This window comes from Undibacterium sp. KW1 (genome assembly GCF_009937955.1).
Taxonomy (GTDB): Bacteria; Pseudomonadota; Gammaproteobacteria; order Burkholderiales; family Burkholderiaceae_D; genus Undibacterium.
In genome coordinates this window covers 184,477-202,797 of record NZ_AP018439.1, presented here as the reverse complement: position 1 = coordinate 202,797, position 18,321 = coordinate 184,477, and the positions used below count along the sequence as shown (strand labels likewise).

The following is an 18,321-nucleotide window of genomic DNA, read 5'->3' as shown; positions in this document are numbered from 1 at the left end:
CATATCCCCCTTAAGGCCGTTGACGTACAAACCAGGTACTAAATACCTGGAGCGGATCACGCCGTTCTGATTTCAGCGGGCGGTCAATAAGAATGACCTCGTCCATTAATTCGGCCCTGACGTCTCTCTGCCAAAGTGCACGGCAAAATGCAGCCTTGGCTATCTCTAAAGTGAGGCCATGGCGATGCATGATTGAAAGTAGAATTTCTAAAGGAGGTTGGCTGGTCAAAATGCTTGCCTGCAGCCGCTCACAAATCTCTTTATAGAGCTCTTGATCCATATCTGCTGCCCGGTGTTTTAACAACAGAAAGCTCTTTATGTTCTGGATGAACATTTCTGGAATGTCACGGTCAACAATCTGAACTGTTGGGATATGAGCGTCTCTGTAGTACAGCTCTTCGATGGCGTAACGAGCCCGTACAGCGACCATTTCCTTCTCAATTGACTTGGCAGGTTTATTGCCCGCTATGCGCAAGTGAAACTCGTTTACAGTTCCCTTAATTGTCCAGTTCACGCAATAAGGACCATCCTGATCTTGCAGACAGAGCAAGAGGTCACCAACAAAAGGAGCAGGTACTGGTACCCGACCAGTACCATCGGGATGGTCAACGTAGATCCATAGGTGACGTTCCAGCATGTCCAGGCGTTCGCAAACATCAATTGTGCCCCGCAGGGGTGGCAGGATCAGGCCTGCGGCAAATGAGTGGCTGGCAAGTGGATGCGGTCTGGGCTCGCAGGCGAGTATTCGCTGTTCCTGCAACTCAAATAGCGACGAATTGAACAGTGCAAGAAGCAGAGCCTTCTGTTCAACATTGGATAAGACGTGGCAGTACCGGCCTAACCTTTCATGCCAGACTTGCGCAAAACGGCTTCGTGCGGGTGCCTCTTCTCGGGTTGCTCGTATGGCGGGGTCGTAGTTACTTCCCCAACTAGGGGGATCTTGTCGGCGCAATATTTCTTTAAGACGCGGTAAAGTCAAATGCATAGCGTTGCGCATGGGTATTCCTTTCCTGCCGGATGAATCGGCATTTTTTTCAAATGGAAAAGGAAGCCCTTGACTCGTAATCGATGGACGAGTACATTAATAGTGAAAGCAAAAATTTGAGGGCTTCCCTCAGTACAAAAGCAGCCACTGGCGGGAACCGGTGGCTTTTTTGTTTGCGTGGCGTTTACATGATCATCTCCTTCGCTTGTGGAATATCAACACCGATCCTGGTACTCACAGACCGGATAACTCTTATTTATTCTGAAGTAATTGCCTGTGCCCGTTGACGGCTCAGCCATGTGGCAACATCTAGGGAAAGAGCAAAGCTCCCTCGGCGATGTTCGATCTTAAATATCGGCACAGGAACGGTGCCACGTGCCAGCGCCTGATGAAAAGATGCAGCAGATGGGTAACCAAGCTCCTTGATCAATGCCTTCGAACTCAAAACTGAGCCATATCTGTTGGACAGAGTTTGTAAAAGCTCATCCGCAACACACGGCGCTCTCTGCGATTCAATCTCTTGGTTAGCCATGTCAAGTCCTGTACGGTTATCTTCACAATGGTATGGCATGGTTTGAGTCTTGACTATGAGACGTTTTTTAGCCTATTTTTGTCTAATTTTCGAAAAAATCTAAGATAAACCTATGATTTATAAGACAAAAAACGTCAAGTCTGAAATTTTCGCATCCACTGACGCGAAATTTGATAAGGTTCCTAAGTACAAAATTCCGACTAGGTTGGCGACAATTTTCTGGTTCCATTCGTTAAAAATGAGCCTGGACGTTGAATCTATTAGTGCTGTACAACAATTAATTGAACCAGTCATTGATGAACCTGATGGTGGCAGAGATGTCGTTGGCATTCTGCGGCGATGGAACGACTATAAAAATGGTCACCACAAGCCCATAGCAAACGTGGTGCATTTGGCTGAAGAAAGAGTTCCTGGTACGGAGGCAATTTTTAAATGCCCTTTATGGAATGCCCTTCGATTAGATAAATCAGAAGCTGAGACCGCCAGGACACTACTTGGAACCACTACAAAGCTAGGGGACGAACTTTTGCTGCGGATGTTACATTTTCCGCAAACGATCCAAGATCCCCGCTGGATAAAGAAACGATGTAAAGCTTTAGTGGCTCATGGAAGCCTGGAAGGCCTGGCCGTATTAACCATTTGCATTCGTCTTGCCAATAAATCTGACTTACAAAATAGACTAGCCTTTGGCTTTTATCTGTACGCAACTGATTGTCTAATAGTCATGGGCTTTTGGTTCTATCTACATGGTATTGCACAGGTCTTGGGGGAGTACTTCGAGCAAACATTTTTACCAATGACGGGTATGGGGTTTTGTGGAAATTTTAGTTCCAGCCACTATTTGTACACTATTCAATCTTTGGCAAAAACTGTATTACAAAAACAAGAAGTCCTTGGCCGAGAACTCTCCTATGATGGAGTAATTTCGGAAATAATTCGACTAATCGAGCCGTAATGCGAAAATATTTGGAAAACGCTGATTATTTATTAGAAAACTACGAATTATTGCTTAAAAGCATTCTGACGGATTCCCCATTCAGGAGTTGATAGCTAATAGGCCACTCTTTATGGCTAGCAAACTTCAATTCTGTTAGACTTTCAACGATTTTGGACTACTTTGAACGCCAACGCCTTAAGAATGCTATGAACACTGAACCGTGGGTTACTGCCGAACAAGTTGCCCAACATCTGGGAGTAGTTAAGGAAACCGTCTATCGCTGGCGCGAGCATAAGGGTCTACCTGCGAACCGTATCGGTAGATTATGGAAATTCAAGCTATCAGAAGTGGACGACTGGGTGCGAGCAGGCGGTGCAGAAGACAAACAGGACCTTGCTTAGTGTGAGTAACTCATCTATGAACAAATACGAGCGCAACGAGGACGACAACTGCATTAATCCCTTCACACCGGCCATTCAGGACGCCAAGAGTTGGCCAAATTATGTAGCTTCTGTGTTCTATGCAAGTCTTAATATACCAAATGTCATTGTTTCGAGACTAAACAAGCCAAATTTTCAGTTGGAAATGGTACTCAGGACGCTTTGGACGATGCCGAAGTGCCGGATACCTCGTTTATTATCAAGAGCAGTTGCCATGGCCTCTTAATTAACGACCGCACTGGCCTGACACAACCGGTGGGGTGCGATTTCAAACTCGCACAAGTGCCCAGTTGTAGCCCATAACTGAAACAAGATTGATGATATGTTAAGCCAAAAGATAAGCGAATGAAACGATGAATCTCAGCAGCACTATCAAGTCCATACAAGACATCATGCGCAAGGATGACGGTGTCGACGGCGATGCCCAGCGCTTGGGTCAGCTCACCTGGATGCTATTCCTTAAAGTTTTCGATCAACGCGAACGGGAGTGGGAAGATGACGTCAAGGACAACGGTAAGAAATACATGTCTCCTTTACCCGAAGACTTTCGTTGGAGGAACTGGGCAGCCTACGTGCCGAGCAAAGACGGAAAAAAGCACCCGCAAATAAGACCTAACGCCATCATAGATTTCGTCAACAATAAGCTGTTTCCCCAGCTTAAAGACCTTAATGCAAACGAGAGTTTGCAGCATGCTGTGATTCGCAGCGTTTTTGAAGACGCCAATAACTACATGAAATCCGGCACCCAACTGCTGGCCGTGATAGAAAAACTTGAAGAAGCAATTCACTTCGATGATTTTAAAGAGCGTGCCCAGTTGGGCGATGTGTACGAACAATTACTCAACGACCTGCGCGGCGCCGGAAATGCGGGTGAGTTCTACACCCCACGCGCGATTACTCAGTTTATGGTGGATCGAGTTAATCCGCGTCTAGACAAACGCGAAACCGTGCTCGATCCTGCCTGCGGCACTGGCGGCTTTTTGACCGCAGTGATCGACCATTTCCGTAACCAGTTGAGCAAAAAATCCAGCGCCGAAGACAAACGAGCTATCGAAACCCTGATTGGCGGCATCGAAAAAAAACAATTGCCGCACCTGCTGTGCACCACTAACTTGCTGCTGCACGGCATAGATGTGCCCAGTCAGATCAAGCGCAGCAACACCTTGAGCGTGGGATGGAACGATTGGCGTGCCGACCAGCGAGTTCACTGCATCGTCACCAACCCACCGTTTGGCGGCTATGAAGACGACAGTGTGGGGGCTGGCTATCACCACCCAACAAAGGAAACTGCCGATCTCTTCATGCAGCTTATTGTAAAGTTACTTGAGGAAGATGGACGTGCTGCAGTTGTCTTGCCAGACGGATTTCTCTTTGGTGACGGCATCAAGGCAGAAATCAAAAAGCGCTTAATGCAACAGTGCAAGCTGCATACCATCATCCGCTTACCCAAAGGGGTATTCGCGCCCTACACCACTATTAAAACCAACCTGCTGTTTTTCACAAAGGGTGCAACGCTGGAAGACGACAGCGAGCACTTTCACACCGACACGATTTGGTTTTACGAACATGCTTATCCAAAGGGATACAAGAGCTATTCCAAAAGTAAACCTATCCGCTTGGAAGAATTCAAGCCCGAGAAAGAATGGTGGGGAGATGAAGCCAACGACTTTGCCGACCGCGTAGAAAACGAATTTGCCTGGAAAGTGGATTTCAAAGCCAAGCGTAAGCAGGCCGATACTTCAGCGCACCCACACTGGCATCGAGCCAAGGAATTGAATGACCAGGCCGCTGAATTGGAGAGCGAAGTAACGAAATTGCGCAAGAGTACAGCCGGCACTAATGACATCAAACATCGTGAGAAAATCGACATTCAGATTGCCGAACAACGCACCAAAGCTAGCTCTCTACGTCTGCAAGCGCGTGACGCCAAGGCAGCGGGCGATCGCATTTACTGGGCGATCTATAATCTTGACATCAACAACCCCAATGTGCTGGAAGAAGAAATTCATGACCCCGACCTTCTGCTGGAGAAATACAAAAAGCTTCTAGGTGAAATAGAAGAAACCGAAAACCAACTAAAAAGCGAACTGGCTGCCGCACTGGCGCATCACTTCATAAGTGAGAACGTTTGATGGACGCGCAGCAGTTTTTGGCGGAGTTTGGGCATATTGCCAATGCACCAGGAGGCATGGCACAGTTGCGTGACTTAGTTTTGTACTTCGCAGTGACCGGCAAACTTGTTCAACAAACCGCTGTAGATGAACATGCAGAAATTTTGCTTGAGCGTATGCGCCAGACTGCTGCCAACAGAAATTTAAAGAAACGAGGTTGGTTAGCTAAAAAGATCAACGGACGCCGACCATTGAAAGAAGATTCCCTTTCAATAGGCTGGGTCTGGGCAGAACTTGGAGAGTTGGGTGACTGGGGAGCTGGTTCAACGCCATTACGCAGCAACTCGCTATATTACGGCGGACGTATCCCCTGGTTCAAATCTGGCGAGCTGAAGTCAGACTACATTACAAAGTCTGAAGAATTTGTCTCCGATCTTGCAATAAAAGAATGCTCACTTCGTTTGAATGTACCAGGCGATGTTCTGATCGCAATGTATGGTGCAAATATTGGACAAACTTCGATTACTGGCATCGAAAGTACAACGAACCAGGCAGTGTGTGCATGCACGCCGTATGAAGGATTAAACAATCGCTTCTTGTTGATCACGCTACGTGCAATGAAAAGGCATTTCATCGGATTAGGTGTTGGCGGTGCTCAACCTAATATCTCCAAAGAGAAAATCGTTGCGACATTTGTTGGACTTCCCCCTACCAAGGAACAAGCCCGAATTGTCGCAAAGGTCGATGAAATAATGAATTTATGCGACAAGTTGGAAGCTCAACAGCAAGCACGCCGCAAGCTGCAGAACAACCTTCGTCAATCGACACTTCAAGCCATCGCCAGAGCCGTCAATCCACCTGACCTACAAAACAGCTGGGCGCGCCTGTCCGATAACTTCACGCGACTGTTTCATACGCCGGAGGATGTAATTGATCTCCGTCAATTTACGATGGACTTGGCCGTACGAGGTCTTTTAACAGAACAGTGCGACGATGACGAACCTGCAAGTAATTTACTCTACCGTATCGCACTTGAACATAAAGAAATGGTTTTGAAAGGCGAAATGAAACGTCCAAAGCCGATTCCTGAGATTGATCTTACCGAGGTACCATTTGAGTTGCCACGTGGCTGGGCTTGGGCTCGATTCCCCGAGGTTGGATTGTTTGGAAGAGGTAAGTCAAAACACAGACCTCGGAATGATCCAAAACTTTTCACCCCTGGCATCTATCCGCTCGTGCAAACTGGTGAAGTGGCACGCGCGAATGACGTAATAAACGAATATCATTCCAAATACAGTGACATCGGGTTGGCTCAAAGCAAACTTTGGCCAAAGGGTACACTTTGTATAACCATTGCAGCGAACATAGCGGATGCGGCAATTCTTGGATTTGATGCGTGCTTCCCAGATAGCATTGTCGGATTTGTACCAGCGTCCGAAATACGTGACGAGGTAGAGTATTTTCTGCTTTTTATGAAGACAGCGAGAGAGCGACTACTGGCGTTTGCGCCTTCAACAGCTCAAAAAAATATAAATCTCGAAATTCTCCAATCAGTGCTAGTCCCCTTGCCACCAAAAGCCGAAATCAAACGTATCCTTTTAAGAATTAAAGAGATCAATGCACTCTGTGATGTACTAATGAATACGCATAAAAAGGCGCAAGAGGTTGGAAAATTGCTTGCCGATACCTCGGTTGCAAACATCACTGGTATCGCCATCGAACAAAAAGAGGAATCCATGAAAGCTCCGCAAACCGAATTGATTGCCGCACTACACTTGGGCAAAGCGCCGGATATCAAAGCCCAAGCCCCGCTAGCTACCATTTTGGTTCGACACAACAGCGGAATGCCAGCCAAAGATCTATGGCAACGCTTTGGCGGCGAAATCGACGCGTTTTACGCGCAGTTGAAAACAGAGGTGGAACAAGGCTGGATTTTGGAGCCCGCAGTGGCTGAAATGCGCGAAAAGCAACCCAACCCAGTGAGCGTCTGATATGCAGTTGCAACATGTTCGCATCCATGCTTTCAGAAATCTGCACGAACTCGACATCACATTCGAGTCGTATTTACCTGTATCTAAAGAAAGCGCAACAGATGTTCTGCGTAGACCTATTCGAAGTCACGCCCTGATTGGTCAAAATGGCACTGGCAAGTCGAATTTGATCGAGGCGCTGATTACCATTTTTCGTGATGTTGATCTCGATCGCGAAGCGGCTTTCGATTTCGCACTGACTTACAGCATTCGCGGCCATGAGGTACGCTTGGTAGCCGATACCACCAGACAAAAGCGCCCGTATGTATGGGTGGATGGCAAGGCGGAGACACAGGGTTACTTACTGAAAAACCGCGAACTACTACCTTCGCATATTTTTGCCTATTACTCGGGTCGTAACGAGCGTATGGAAGCGCTGTTTGAGGAGCACCAGCGCCGCTTCAACCGCCAGCAAGAATTTACTGCCTCAGAAAAACTGAGTGGGAATGCATTGGCAAGTCTGTATCGCAATTCTGAGTTTGACGCAGATGCTGCAGCCAAGCTACACGCGGACATCGAAAACCGCTCCAAACGATTTGGAGATGACACTCTTCGCCGTTTGTTCTACTGCCGTGGAGGACACAGCCAATTGGTACTGCTCGCGTGTTTATTATCAGATGACCCAGTATTTCAGAAGGTACTGAAAAACCTGCATATCGAGTCACTAGAATCCGCTCTGTTCGTGTTGAAAGAGCCGCATCGTTTGCGTGAAAAACGAAAAAACGGCAAATTCGACGAGAACGACCTCAATGAGGGTAATCCACGCTTTTGGTATGCGCGTGGCAATGTGGTGAGTGAATTCTTGGACAAACTTTGGCAAGTGGCCTGGGCACCAATTGAACAAGAAGCCACTAAGCAAATCGATTTCCGTGGCCGTAGCGAAAAACAAAAGCAGCTATACTTATTTGTGCCGAGCCAGGACAAGCTTAAACAATTGGGCGACCTAGTCGGCGGCACAGACAGTTTTTTCCGTTACGCCGAGGGTGCCTACATTGGCGACCTGATCGACGAAGTGCGCATCACCGTCAAAAAACGAGACGAGCATGGAGGCAAAGTGAGTTTTACTCAGCTTTCCGAAGGTGAGTTACAAATGCTCACTGTGTTGGGTCTGATGCGCATCACCCGTGAAGACCATTGCCTGTTTTTACTTGACGAACCGGACACGCATCTCAACCCGATCTGGAAATTACGCTACTTCGATGATATTGAGGGTGTGTTAGCATCGGATGGTGCCACACTAGCACAAGGCGAGTCACAAATTCTCATCACCACACACGACCCGATGATGGTGGGAAGTCTAAAGCGCGAACAGGTGCACATACTACGCCGTGATGGTCAGCGGACGGTGGTGGACATGCCAGATGAACACCCGCAAGGCATGGGGGTGACTGGTTTACTCAAAAGCGAGCTGTTCGGGCTCTCATCGACGCTGGATATCGAAACTGAGCGCCGATTGTTTAGGCGCAATGAACTATTCGTGAAGATTCCTCGTACACTGGAAGATGACGCTGAGCTCAGTAGATTGTCAGCCGAGTTGGCCGACCTAGGATTCTCGAATGCCGATTTTCGCGACCCAGACTACGCTCTTTTTGTGCGTAAGATGGCACAGCATCGGCGCTTCCGAAAACCTACACTGACTCGGCAAGAGCAAGTGGAACAAGATGCCATTGCCGATTCAATCATTGACGAAATCTTGCGAGAGAGTGCTGGTAAATGATATTTATTGACTTGGACCACAAGCTTCCGACGGATGCAGAGTTACCCTCAAACATACGTTGGACGCAAGCCGACTGGAGCGCATGGTTGGTCGAATCCGATAGGCTAGTAAAAGAGCTGACTAAGCTGGATGCGTCAGGTAAAATCAAAGAGCGCAATCAAATGATCGATGATCACAGCGCTCACTGGAGTAAGCTCAAACCTTGGTTATTAGCGCTTTCTGAAGGTAAATGTTGGTTTACTGAGGCTCGGGATATCGCTTCCCATTTAGACGTGGAACATTTTCGACCTAAAAAAGTTGCGCGCAACATCAAAGGTCCAGAACGAGATGGTTACTGGTGGTTGGCCTTCGACTATATGAATTTCCGTATTGCAGGTACAGCGCCCAACCGAAAAAAAGGGGCATGGTTTCCTTTGCAGTACGGTTCGCCATACTCGAAGTTCGCGCGGCAATGTGAGGGCGATGAGATTCCGCATTTCCTTGATCCAACTAACGCCCATGATGTAGCCCTGCTGGCTTTCGATGAAGAAGGTAAGGCCGTACCAGCACCTGGTATCTCGCGCTGGGATTTTGTTCGTGTCTGTCGAACTGTTAATCGCTTAAAACTTACTGATCATCAGGCTTTAGCAGAAGAGCGACGCAAAGTTTGGCAACGCATGATGACACATATCAACAACTATAGACGTGCTTTGGATCAGACTAGACACTCTGCAGCTGCACGAGAACGCGTCAAGAATGAAGCCCGTGAGATTGCTGAACTCACAAAACCAAGCGCTGAACTATCTTCCGTAGCCAAATGGTGCGTTCGCCTAAATGATCCGCAACTTTCAAAGCTATTCGGATGAATAAGCCATTGGATTGTAAATGCAAACCTCAAATTTCGAGTTAGCTACTAATTCCTATAGAGTACAAAACCGAGTAACGTAAAATTTAATTACGAAACTGGAAAATATAATCCAGAGAAATCAATACTTCAGCGAGCAAAGAGCTTATTCCATCAATATGTACAATTTGCACGGTCGACCCGACCAACTTTATTCGGGCCCGACCAACTTTATTTGCTCTAGTCATAACTCAATGCCCTGCCTTATTCAACAGTCACGCTTTTTGCAAGGTTGCGTGGCTTGTCAACGTCCGTCCCCCGCGCAAGTGCGGTGTGATAGGCCAGCAATTGCAGTGGCACTACGTGTAGTATTGGTGACAGCTGGCCGTAGTGTTCTGGCAGACGGATGACGTGCACGCCTTCGCTGGAGGTGATGCGGGAGTCGGCGTCGGCGAAGACGTAGAGTTCGCCGCCGCGGGCGCGGACTTCTTGCATGTTGGACTTGAGTTTTTCTATCAGGGTGTCGTTGGGGGCGACGGTGACGACGGGCATTTCCTTGGTGACCAGGGCCAGGGGGCCGTGTTTGAGTTCACCTGCGGGATATGCTTCGGCGTGGATGTAGGAAATCTCTTTGAGTTTTAATGCGCCTTCGAGGGCGATGGGGTAATGCAGGCCGCGACCGAGGAAGAGGGCGTTTTCCTTGCGGGCGAATTCTTCTGCCCAGGAAATGATTTGTGGTTCGAGTGCCAGCACGGCGCTGATGGCGACGGGCAGGTGGCGCAGGGCGCGTATGTGTTCTGCTTCGTCAGTTTCGCTAAGGCGGCCTTTGCTTTGGGCGAGGGACAGTGCCAGCAGGAAGAGTGCTGCCAGTTGTGTGGTGAAAGCCTTGGTGGAGGCGACGCCCACTTCGACACCGGCATGGGTGATATAGGACAAGGCGCATTCACGCACCATGGCGCTGGTGGCGACATTGCAGACTGTCAGAGTGTGCAGCATGCCCAGGCTGCGCGCATGTTTTAGTGCGGCCAGGGTGTCTGCTGTCTCGCCACTTTGCGAGATGGTGACGACGAGTGAATTGGGGTTGGGCACGCTTTCGCGGTAGCGGTATTCGCTGGCGATTTCTACATTGACGGGGATTTTGGCGATTGCTTCTATCCAGTATTTGGCCGTCAGGCCTGCGTAATAGCTGGTGCCGCAGGCGAGTATCAATACCGAGTCTATCTGCTTGAAGACTTTGTAGGCACCGTCGCCAAACAGTTCGGGCATGATGCTGATGACGCCTTCCAGCGTATCGGCAATCGCACGCGGTTGCTCGAAGATTTCTTTTTGCATGTAGTGGCGGTATGGGCCGAGTTCTGCTGCGCCGCTGTGGGCGTGTACGGTTTTCACTTCGCGCTGCACCGATTTGCCTTCGCTATCGACTATCCATACTTTTTGCAGTTGCAGATCGACCACGTCGCCTTCTTCGAGATAGATGATCTGGTCTGTGGTGCCTGCGATTGCCATGGCGTCTGATGCGAGGAAGTTTTCGCCCTGGCCTACGCCGACGATCAATGGGGAACCCTGGCGTGCACCAACCACGCGGTGTGGTTCGTCGCGGCAAAATACGGCAATCGCAAATGCGCCTGTCAGACGCTTGATGGCGATTTGCACGGTCTCGAACAAATCACCGCTGTAGAGGTGGTCTATCAAGTGGGCGATGACTTCGGTGTCGGTCTGGCTCTCGAACACATAACCAGCCTGTGTCAGTTCTGCGCGCAGTTCTTCATGGTTTTCTATGATGCCATTGTGCACGAGGGCGATGCGCTCGCGCGAGAAATGCGGGTGGGCATTGGATGAAGACGGTGCGCCGTGGGTGGCCCAGCGGGTGTGGGCGATGCCGGTAAAACCAGCGAGGCCGGACTGGTCTATCTGTGCCTGCAGGTCTGCCACGCGGGAGGTGCTGCGTGAGCGCTGGAGGTGACCATCTACATGCAGTGCGACGCCGCATGAGTCATAGCCACGGTATTCAAGCCGTTTTAAGCCTTCGAGCAAGACGGGGGTGATATTGCGTTGAGCAACTGCGCCGACGATACCGCACATGGTGACCTCTGATAAAGAATGAATATGTGTTCATGCTAAAGCAGATGGCTTGATATTTTCTTTCAAAATTTACATATTATTGAAATTTATAGAACATCAATTTTCTAATTGAACTATTATTTCAATATATAAGAAAATTTGGAATTATCAATCATATGTTGACTGTTAATCAGTTAGATGAACTGGATAAACGTATTTTGCAGCAATTGCAAAAAGATGCCTCGCTGACCAATCATGAGCTGGCCTTGCGGGTGCATGCGTCTGCACCGACCTGCCTGCGCCGCGTCAAGCGGCTGACGGATGAAGGCATCATCAGCCGCCAGGTGGCGTTGCTGGATGCCAGCAAGCTGGGGGCGGGCTTGACTGCCATCGTCGAAATCACGCTCGATCATCAGGCAACCGAGAAGCTGGTGGAATTTGAGCAACTGGTGGCGCAGGAAGGGGCGGTGCAGCAATGTTACCGCGTGTCGCAGGGGCCAGATTTTGTGCTGGTGATACAGGTGGCAGACATGGCGGCCTATCATGCGCTGGCGCACAGGCTGTTTGCGACACATGCGAATGTGCGTAATGTGCGTAGTTTTTTTTCTATCTTGCGCAGCAAGTTTGAGACAGCTATCGCGTTATAGTTTTTGAGTACGCCCGTTCAGCGTGGGCGTATGCTTTCTTTCAAAACATTCGCCGGGTAATAACGTTGAAAACCCTTCCAGACCATGCCTGACTTGGCGACCTGTTCCAGTGTGTCCTTGAGTGCCGCTGCATCTTCTGCACCCAGAGATTTTTTGGAAATATAGGCACCGCTATCCCCCATGGCAATTCGGGGATAGGTTCGAAACGTAGTTTTTCAAGCATCTCCTGTACGCGTCCGTCGTCCATGATGGCACCTGCAAGTATGGAGGGAGCCATGATGGTGATGTCGGCAATCCCGGCTTTGAGCAAACGTGCGACTGACAGTGGATCGGCATCAAGATACAGGCGTTTTTGTCTGCTCAGCTCCTTGATCAGGTCCTGGTAAGCAGGTCCATAATCAAAACCACGCACCAGGGCAACTTTCAAGTCTTTTTTGTCGAGCAGGTCTTGTGCCGAGCTGATGACAGGGCGATTGCTGTCTAAGGATATCAGGGTGGCGCGGTTATAGATCATTGGGATGAAGATGCCATGCTCATCGCGCTTGGGAGTGCGGCTGGCGGGGATGAGCAGGTCTGCCCTGCCGGTTTCAAACATCAGTTCCATTCTGGCCCTGGGTACGGCGCTAAGGGAAAATTTGCAGGCCTCTTTTTCCATGAGGCTGCGCAACAGGTCGGGGTATATGCCTTCAATTTGCTTACCGTTGATGATGACGCTACGCCCTGTCGAGGCGACAGGTACGGTGATTACACGGGTACAGGCGGCAAAGCCCTGGTCAGCGGACACCGCCAGGGCGGCAAACAAGCTCATGCGTAATATTGTTCTGTTTATCTGAAAAACCATTAATCTCTGTCCGCTGAATATTCTTGATTCCAATAATCCTGATCCTGGGCTAAAACGCTAACGCGGGCGATTGCCTTCTTTCAGCACTTCGGGTTTGTAGTAACGTGAAAAGCCTTTCCAGACCATGCCTGAACGGGCTGCCTTTTCCATCATTTCTTGCAGGGCATTGCGGTCATCCTGGCTCAGGCTTTTCTTTGACAGGTAGATACCGCTGTCGCTCCAGGGCAGTTCAGGCAGGGGGTCAAACCTGAGTTTGTCGGCGATGTCTTCTACCCTGGTATCGCCCTGCACTGCCCCGGCAAAAATATACGGTGCCATGAGGGAGAAATCAGCCACGCCTGATTTCAATACCCTGGCTGCAGATACGGTATCAGCCTCAACGATGAGCCTGCCCTGTTTTTGCAGCTCGGCAATGATAGCCTGATAAGCTTCGCCATAATCAAAGCCACGTACGACCACAACCTTGAGGTTTTTTTGTTCCAGCAATTCTTGCTGGCTACGTATGGCAGGTCGTGCGGATTGCAGGGATATCAGAGTGGCCCGTGTGTAAATCAGGGGAACAAAATGACCAAGCTCGTCGCGCCTGGCTGTGCGGATGGCTGGGAACAGGATATCGGCCTGGCCGTTCTCAAACAATACTTCAAGGCGGGCACGCGGCACTGCCGAAAACAGGAACTGGCAAGTTTCTTTGGAAGACAGACTGCGGAAGATCTCGGGATAGATGCCGCTGATATTGTCACCGTTGACGACGACGCTGAAACCAAGTGCGGTGACGGGGGCATTGATCACACGTGAACAGGCAGCCCGGGCATGCAAAGGCGAAAGCCCCAGGAAGGACAGCAGAACTACGCGCAAGACTTGCCACTTCGTCAGCATACTCATCAAGACCCACCTTGATCACGATTCTGTACACGATAGAGCATAACAATGCTTTGCGGCAAGCAAGATTACACTCAAGAAAGTCACTCTTTGTCACATAATACAGCTAGCCTGCTTTCTGACAGTATTTCTATGCTGCCATAGGCAAGCCTGATCAGATCATGTTGCCTGAAAAACTGCAATTCCTTGGACAGGGTCTGGCGCGTCATACCCAGCATCATGGCCAGTGCCTCCTGGGTAACCGTTACCAGGGCATGACCATCCTGTTGCCGGTTCGCTACTTCAGCCAGCAACAGCAAACGACGCGCCACCCTGGCCCGTACTGAACGCAGGCCAGCATCTTCAACTATGCCATATAACAGGCGTATGCGCTTTGCCAGCATGCGGGTGATTGCGGTGGCAAAGGAATTGCGCTGCATCAGGATGTTAAAAACTGGTGGTTCCAGCACCAGCAGCTCAACCTCACTGAGTGCAGTGGCGTCATGGGTACGCGGCTCACCATCGATCAGGGAGATTTCACCAAACCAGGTGGCAGCATCGAGGAAGATGAGAATGGCCTCTCGCCCCTCAGCGCTTAGGGTGGACATCTTCACCGTACCGCTGAGCAGGGCATAAAAGCCATTGGGCTGGTCGCCCTGGCGAAACAACATTTCACCGGGCCGCAAGCGCAAATGTTCGCAAGACGCTAACATGGTCTTGCGGTCCGCCACTGGCAGGCTGGCAAACCAGGGGTCGGCCAGCAAGATGCTCATCAGGTTTGCTTGTGATGCCATGAAAGAATAATTGCCTGCATGAATAGATGCGCTGAATTGTAAAGTATTTGACAGTTTGAGTTAAAAACTGCGTTTAAGGTATGGCTGTTATGTCTATACGTATACGTCTACTTCAGGGAGTATTCAAATGCAACATCGCGCGCAATTTGTCCGTATGGAGGACAGCACCCAGGAAGACTGGCAAATCATCAGTGGCGAGTTCCGGCATTTTGTTCAGGGCTTGCCAGACAGGGTTATGCAACATCTGCGTTTGCTGGAGGGAGACTATGGCGGTTTCCCAGTGGACCGCTTTACCCATTCATTGCAAACCGCCACGCGCGCCTTGCGGGATGGTCGTGATGATGAGTATGTCTGTTGCGCGCTATTGCACGACATAGGCGATACCTTGGGATCTTTTAACCATCCCGATATTGCTGCAGCGATCCTGAAACCTTTTGTCAGCGAAGAAAACTTGTGGATGGTGCAGCATCATGGGATCTTCCAGGGCAATTACTTTTTCCACCACATAGGCATGGACAGGGATATGCGCGAGCAATTCCGTGGCCACCCGCATTTCGAGCGCACGGCAGAATTTTGCGCCTTGTACGACAACCCGTCCTTCGATGCGCATGCAGAAACTTTCCCGCTGGTGGAATTTGAACCCATGCTGACCAAGCTGTTCAGCCAGCCACGCAATACCATCTACAAAGCGGCCATCAGCGGCAACAACGACAAATAATCACAAGGACTTGCACAAAATCGCCGCAACGCAGTGGGAGCGGTTTTGTGTAAGCCCGAGTCACAAAAAAACAACACTGGAGACAATATGCATATCCCCTCAGTCAAAGATCAGGTCAGCGCAGCAGAATGGCAATTACGTGTCGATCTGGCAGCCTGTTATCGCCTTGTCGCTCTGTATGGCTGGAGCGACCTGGTGTTCACCCATATCAGTGCACGCATACCTGGGCCTGAGCATCATTTCCTCATCAACCCTTATGGCCTGATGTTTGATGAAATCACAGCGTCCTCTCTGGTGAAGGTGGATCAGCAGTGCAATAAGGTGATTGATTCACCGTTTCCGGTGAACCCGGCTGGCTTTGTCATCCATAGCGCCGTACATGCGGCGCGTGAAGATGTGCAATGTGTTTTGCATACGCATACACGGGCAGGGGTCGCGGTCAGCGCACAAAAATGTGGCGTGCTGCCGCTGTCGCAGCAATCAACTTTTGTGCTGGCATCACTGGCTTATCATGATTATGAGGGCGTTGCATTCAGGGAAGATGAAAAGCCGCGCTTGCAAGCTGACATGGGACAGGCTAACTTCCTGATGTTGCGCAATCATGGCTTATTAACAGCAGGCAAGTCGATCGCCGATGCCTTCCTGTCGATGTATACCTTTGAAGCAACTTGCCAGATACAGCTGGCAGCGCAGGCCGGGGGTGAGCTGGTACATGTGAACCCGCTTATCGTCAAAGGGGTGGCAGAAGCCATGCGCGTACAGACTGGTGGTTTGGGTGGTGCCTTTGTCTGGCCCTCCCTGATACGCAAACTTGATCGAACGGATGAAAGCTACAAACTATGAAGGCAAAGCACAAGGTCGTTGTCATTACTGGCAGTTCAGATGGAATAGGGGCAGAAATCGCGCGTCAACTGGCTAAAAAATATGGCCCCAGCCTGGCATTGGTGCTGGCGGCGCGCAATGAAGAAGCACTCAAGAAAGTGGCTGCAGAATGCAAGGCTTTTGGTGCTGTGTCACACGTAGTAAAAACCGATGTCGGCATGGAAGCCAATTGCCGCCATCTGATAGAAGCAGCAGTGGAACAGTTTGGTAGTATCGATGTGCTCATCAATAATGCGGGTAAATCTGCCCAGGCCCTGCTGGAAGAAGTGGATAACCTGGGCTGGTACCAGGAGCTCATGCGCATCAATTTCTGGGGCAGTGTCTGGTGTACCCATGCAGCCCTGCCCCATCTCAAAAAATCACGCGGCACTATCGTTGCGGTATCTTCCCTGGCAGGCCTGATCGGTGTACCGGGTCGCACCGCGTACAGTGCCAGCAAGTTTGCCATGGGCGGTTTTTTTGAGAGCTTGCGTTCAGAACTGAAAGAAGCTGGCGTCAGGGTGACTGTGGCATATCCTGGCGTGGTGGCTACCCAGATACGCTATCACGGTTATAACGCGGCGGGTGAAGCAGCAGGCAAGAGTGGCTTGAAAGAAGATGATGCGATGTCGATAGAAGAATGTGCATCGCTGATCATACGTGGCTATGAACGTGGTGACCGTGACGTCGTCATGAGCTTCAAGGGCAAGCTGGGACGCTGGCTGAAACTGATCGCGCCTGGTCTGGTCGAGAAGATGGCGATGGCGGCTTTGAAGAAAGAAGTCAGGCCACATTGAAGCAGTCATATCGAGACACAAAAGCCCTGAACTATCTGGCAGCTCAGGGCTTTTGATTTTTACAGCATCACGCGATACGATTAAAAGCGATGCTGGATACCAACTGTCGCCGATGTCTGGTTCGATGCAAAACCTGCATCATCACGCGATACGCCAGTCAGCTTGTTATTGCTGGCCTTGGCATAGCCTGTGGCGATATAGATATCAGTGCGTTTAGACATCGCATACTTGGCGCGCAGCACCAGCATGCCTGGATCAGCATCTGCACCTGATGCGACATTCTTGATGTCCTGATAGTAGTAGACGCCCGTCAGAGTCCAGGAAGGTGCCACTGCATAATTGGCACCCAGCCACAGTGTGTCACTGCGTTGGTCTGCAGCACCTGTTGCCAGGGTTTTCTTGAAATTGCGGTAGCCAGCAAACACTTTGGCAGGGCCAAAATCATAAGACCCACCCAGGTGCAATACCTTGGCCTGGTCATAAGTGCCGTTGGCTATCGGTGCACTATTATTTTGCTCATAGGTGATGACAGCTGCCCACGGGCCATCGAACGCGCTGGCCGCAACGATGTATTTGGCATTGCCTGAGGTATTGCCTGCCACTTCACCAAAGCCATAAGTTGCACCGAGTTTGTAACCCTTGCCGTCATACTGGTATTTCAAGAGATTGGATACACCAGTCAGCATGCCGTCTTTACGGTTGCCTGTGGCACCGGCGGAAGTTGCCCAGGAATATTGCGGCGCATAACCCATAGGGTCGAACGGCAGGATGAAATCATAGGTGGTGCTGTATGAACGGCCAGCGACGATGCGGCCAAAATCACCTTGCAGGCCAACATTGGCCTGACGGCCAAAGATGTCACCATCAGACGCACCGGTATCGAGCAAGACACCACCTTCGAGTTGCATGATGGCTTTCAAACCGCCACCCAGGTCTTCACTGCCGCGCAAGCCAAAGCGTGAGGTGTTCATGCCGCCGCTATTGAGTTTGAACTGGCTGCCTTTATTCGCGTCAGCATTGTTGTTATAAGTGATGTTGGCATCAATAAGGCCATAGATAGTGACGCTGGTTTGCGCATGCGCTGCAGTTGCCATGCATGCCAGCGTGGCCGCGCCGAGTAACTTCTTCATCGGTGTTCTCCTATAGAAATTTTTGTTTTGCAGACAACA

At 50.1% G+C, this 18,321-nt stretch carries 17 protein-coding genes; 10 read left to right on the top strand and 7 right to left on the bottom strand.

The window, feature by feature from the left end:
* Positions 1-10: 10 nt before the first annotated feature.
* The gene (locus UNDKW_RS00935; RefSeq protein ID WP_162057214.1) at positions 11-997 is read right to left on the bottom strand and encodes a hypothetical protein; all 987 of its coding nucleotides are present in this window, start codon (positions 995-997) and stop codon (positions 11-13) included.
* Positions 998-1,241: 244 nt separating this feature from the next.
* On the bottom strand, positions 1,242-1,517 hold the full coding sequence (locus UNDKW_RS00930) for a hypothetical protein (RefSeq protein WP_162057213.1): 276 nt from the start codon (positions 1,515-1,517) through the stop codon (positions 1,242-1,244).
* A gap of 112 nt (positions 1,518-1,629) precedes the next feature.
* Between UNDKW_RS00930 and UNDKW_RS00925 the strand changes: the two genes are divergently transcribed.
* From UNDKW_RS00925 to UNDKW_RS00900, 6 genes are all read left to right on the top strand, one after another.
* Positions 1,630-2,472 (top strand): hypothetical protein, encoded by an 843-nt coding sequence (locus UNDKW_RS00925; RefSeq protein WP_162057212.1) that lies wholly within the window; start codon positions 1,630-1,632, stop codon positions 2,470-2,472.
* Between the two features lie 188 nt (positions 2,473-2,660).
* Entirely contained in the window at positions 2,661-2,855 is a 195-nt protein-coding gene (locus tag UNDKW_RS00920; RefSeq protein WP_162057211.1) for a helix-turn-helix domain-containing protein, read from the top strand.
* Positions 2,856-3,247: 392 nt separating this feature from the next.
* Positions 3,248-5,026 carry a type I restriction-modification system subunit M gene (locus UNDKW_RS00915; protein ID WP_162057210.1) on the top strand — a complete coding sequence of 593 codons (1,779 nt, stop codon included), beginning with the start codon at positions 3,248-3,250 and terminating at the stop codon, positions 5,024-5,026.
* Positions 5,026-6,996 (top strand): restriction endonuclease subunit S, encoded by a 1,971-nt coding sequence (locus tag UNDKW_RS00910; RefSeq protein WP_162057209.1) that lies wholly within the window; start codon positions 5,026-5,028, stop codon positions 6,994-6,996. Before UNDKW_RS00915 ends, UNDKW_RS00910 begins: the two co-directional genes overlap by 1 nt.
* Before the next feature lies 1 nt (position 6,997).
* Complete coding sequence (locus tag UNDKW_RS00905; protein WP_162057208.1) at positions 6,998-8,752, top strand: AAA family ATPase; 1,755 nt, start codon at positions 6,998-7,000, stop codon at positions 8,750-8,752.
* 86 nt (positions 8,753-8,838) lie between these two features.
* Entirely contained in the window at positions 8,839-9,597 is a 759-nt protein-coding gene (locus UNDKW_RS00900) for a hypothetical protein (RefSeq protein ID WP_197893064.1), read from the top strand.
* 242 nt (positions 9,598-9,839) lie between these two features.
* Here the strand turns inward: UNDKW_RS00900 and glmS are convergent, their stop codons facing one another.
* Positions 9,840-11,657, bottom strand: coding sequence for a glutamine--fructose-6-phosphate transaminase (isomerizing) (gene glmS, locus UNDKW_RS00895; RefSeq protein ID WP_162057206.1), 1,818 nt, complete (start codon positions 11,655-11,657; stop codon positions 9,840-9,842).
* Between the two features lie 155 nt (positions 11,658-11,812).
* Between glmS and UNDKW_RS00890 the strand changes: the two genes are divergently transcribed.
* Entirely contained in the window at positions 11,813-12,283 is a 471-nt protein-coding gene (locus tag UNDKW_RS00890; protein WP_162057205.1) for an Lrp/AsnC family transcriptional regulator, read from the top strand.
* Between the two features lie 40 nt (positions 12,284-12,323).
* Here UNDKW_RS00890 and UNDKW_RS00885 read toward each other — a convergent pair whose 3' ends face one another.
* The 3 genes from UNDKW_RS00885 to UNDKW_RS00875 form a co-directional block, all read right to left on the bottom strand.
* Positions 12,324-13,091, bottom strand: coding sequence for an ABC transporter substrate-binding protein (locus UNDKW_RS00885; protein ID WP_232063190.1), 768 nt, complete (start codon positions 13,089-13,091; stop codon positions 12,324-12,326).
* Between the two features lie 90 nt (positions 13,092-13,181).
* A complete protein-coding gene (locus tag UNDKW_RS00880; RefSeq protein WP_162057204.1) occupies positions 13,182-14,006 on the bottom strand; it encodes an ABC transporter substrate-binding protein in 825 nt (274 codons plus the stop codon).
* Between the two features lie 80 nt (positions 14,007-14,086).
* A complete protein-coding gene (locus UNDKW_RS00875) occupies positions 14,087-14,776 on the bottom strand; it encodes a Crp/Fnr family transcriptional regulator (RefSeq protein ID WP_232063189.1) in 690 nt (229 codons plus the stop codon).
* Positions 14,777-14,903: 127 nt separating this feature from the next.
* Between UNDKW_RS00875 and UNDKW_RS00870 the strand changes: the two genes are divergently transcribed.
* The 3 genes from UNDKW_RS00870 (at position 14,904) to UNDKW_RS00860 (ending at position 17,152) form a co-directional block, all read left to right on the top strand.
* Positions 14,904-15,494, top strand: a complete 591-nt coding sequence (locus UNDKW_RS00870) for an HD domain-containing protein (RefSeq protein ID WP_162057203.1) — start codon at positions 14,904-14,906, stop codon at positions 15,492-15,494.
* A gap of 87 nt (positions 15,495-15,581) precedes the next feature.
* Positions 15,582-16,337: a class II aldolase/adducin family protein gene (locus UNDKW_RS00865; protein ID WP_162057202.1), complete on the top strand. Its 756-nt coding sequence runs from the start codon at positions 15,582-15,584 to the stop codon at positions 16,335-16,337.
* Positions 16,334-17,152, top strand: coding sequence for an SDR family oxidoreductase (locus tag UNDKW_RS00860; protein ID WP_162057201.1), 819 nt, complete (start codon positions 16,334-16,336; stop codon positions 17,150-17,152). The genes UNDKW_RS00865 and UNDKW_RS00860 overlap by 4 nt, the downstream gene beginning before the upstream one ends.
* Before the next feature lie 80 nt (positions 17,153-17,232).
* On the opposite strand, the gene UNDKW_RS00855 is transcribed toward UNDKW_RS00860, so the two are convergent.
* Positions 17,233-18,282 carry a porin gene (locus UNDKW_RS00855; protein WP_162057200.1) on the bottom strand — a complete coding sequence of 350 codons (1,050 nt, stop codon included), beginning with the start codon at positions 18,280-18,282 and terminating at the stop codon, positions 17,233-17,235.
* Positions 18,283-18,321: the final 39 nt, after the last annotated feature.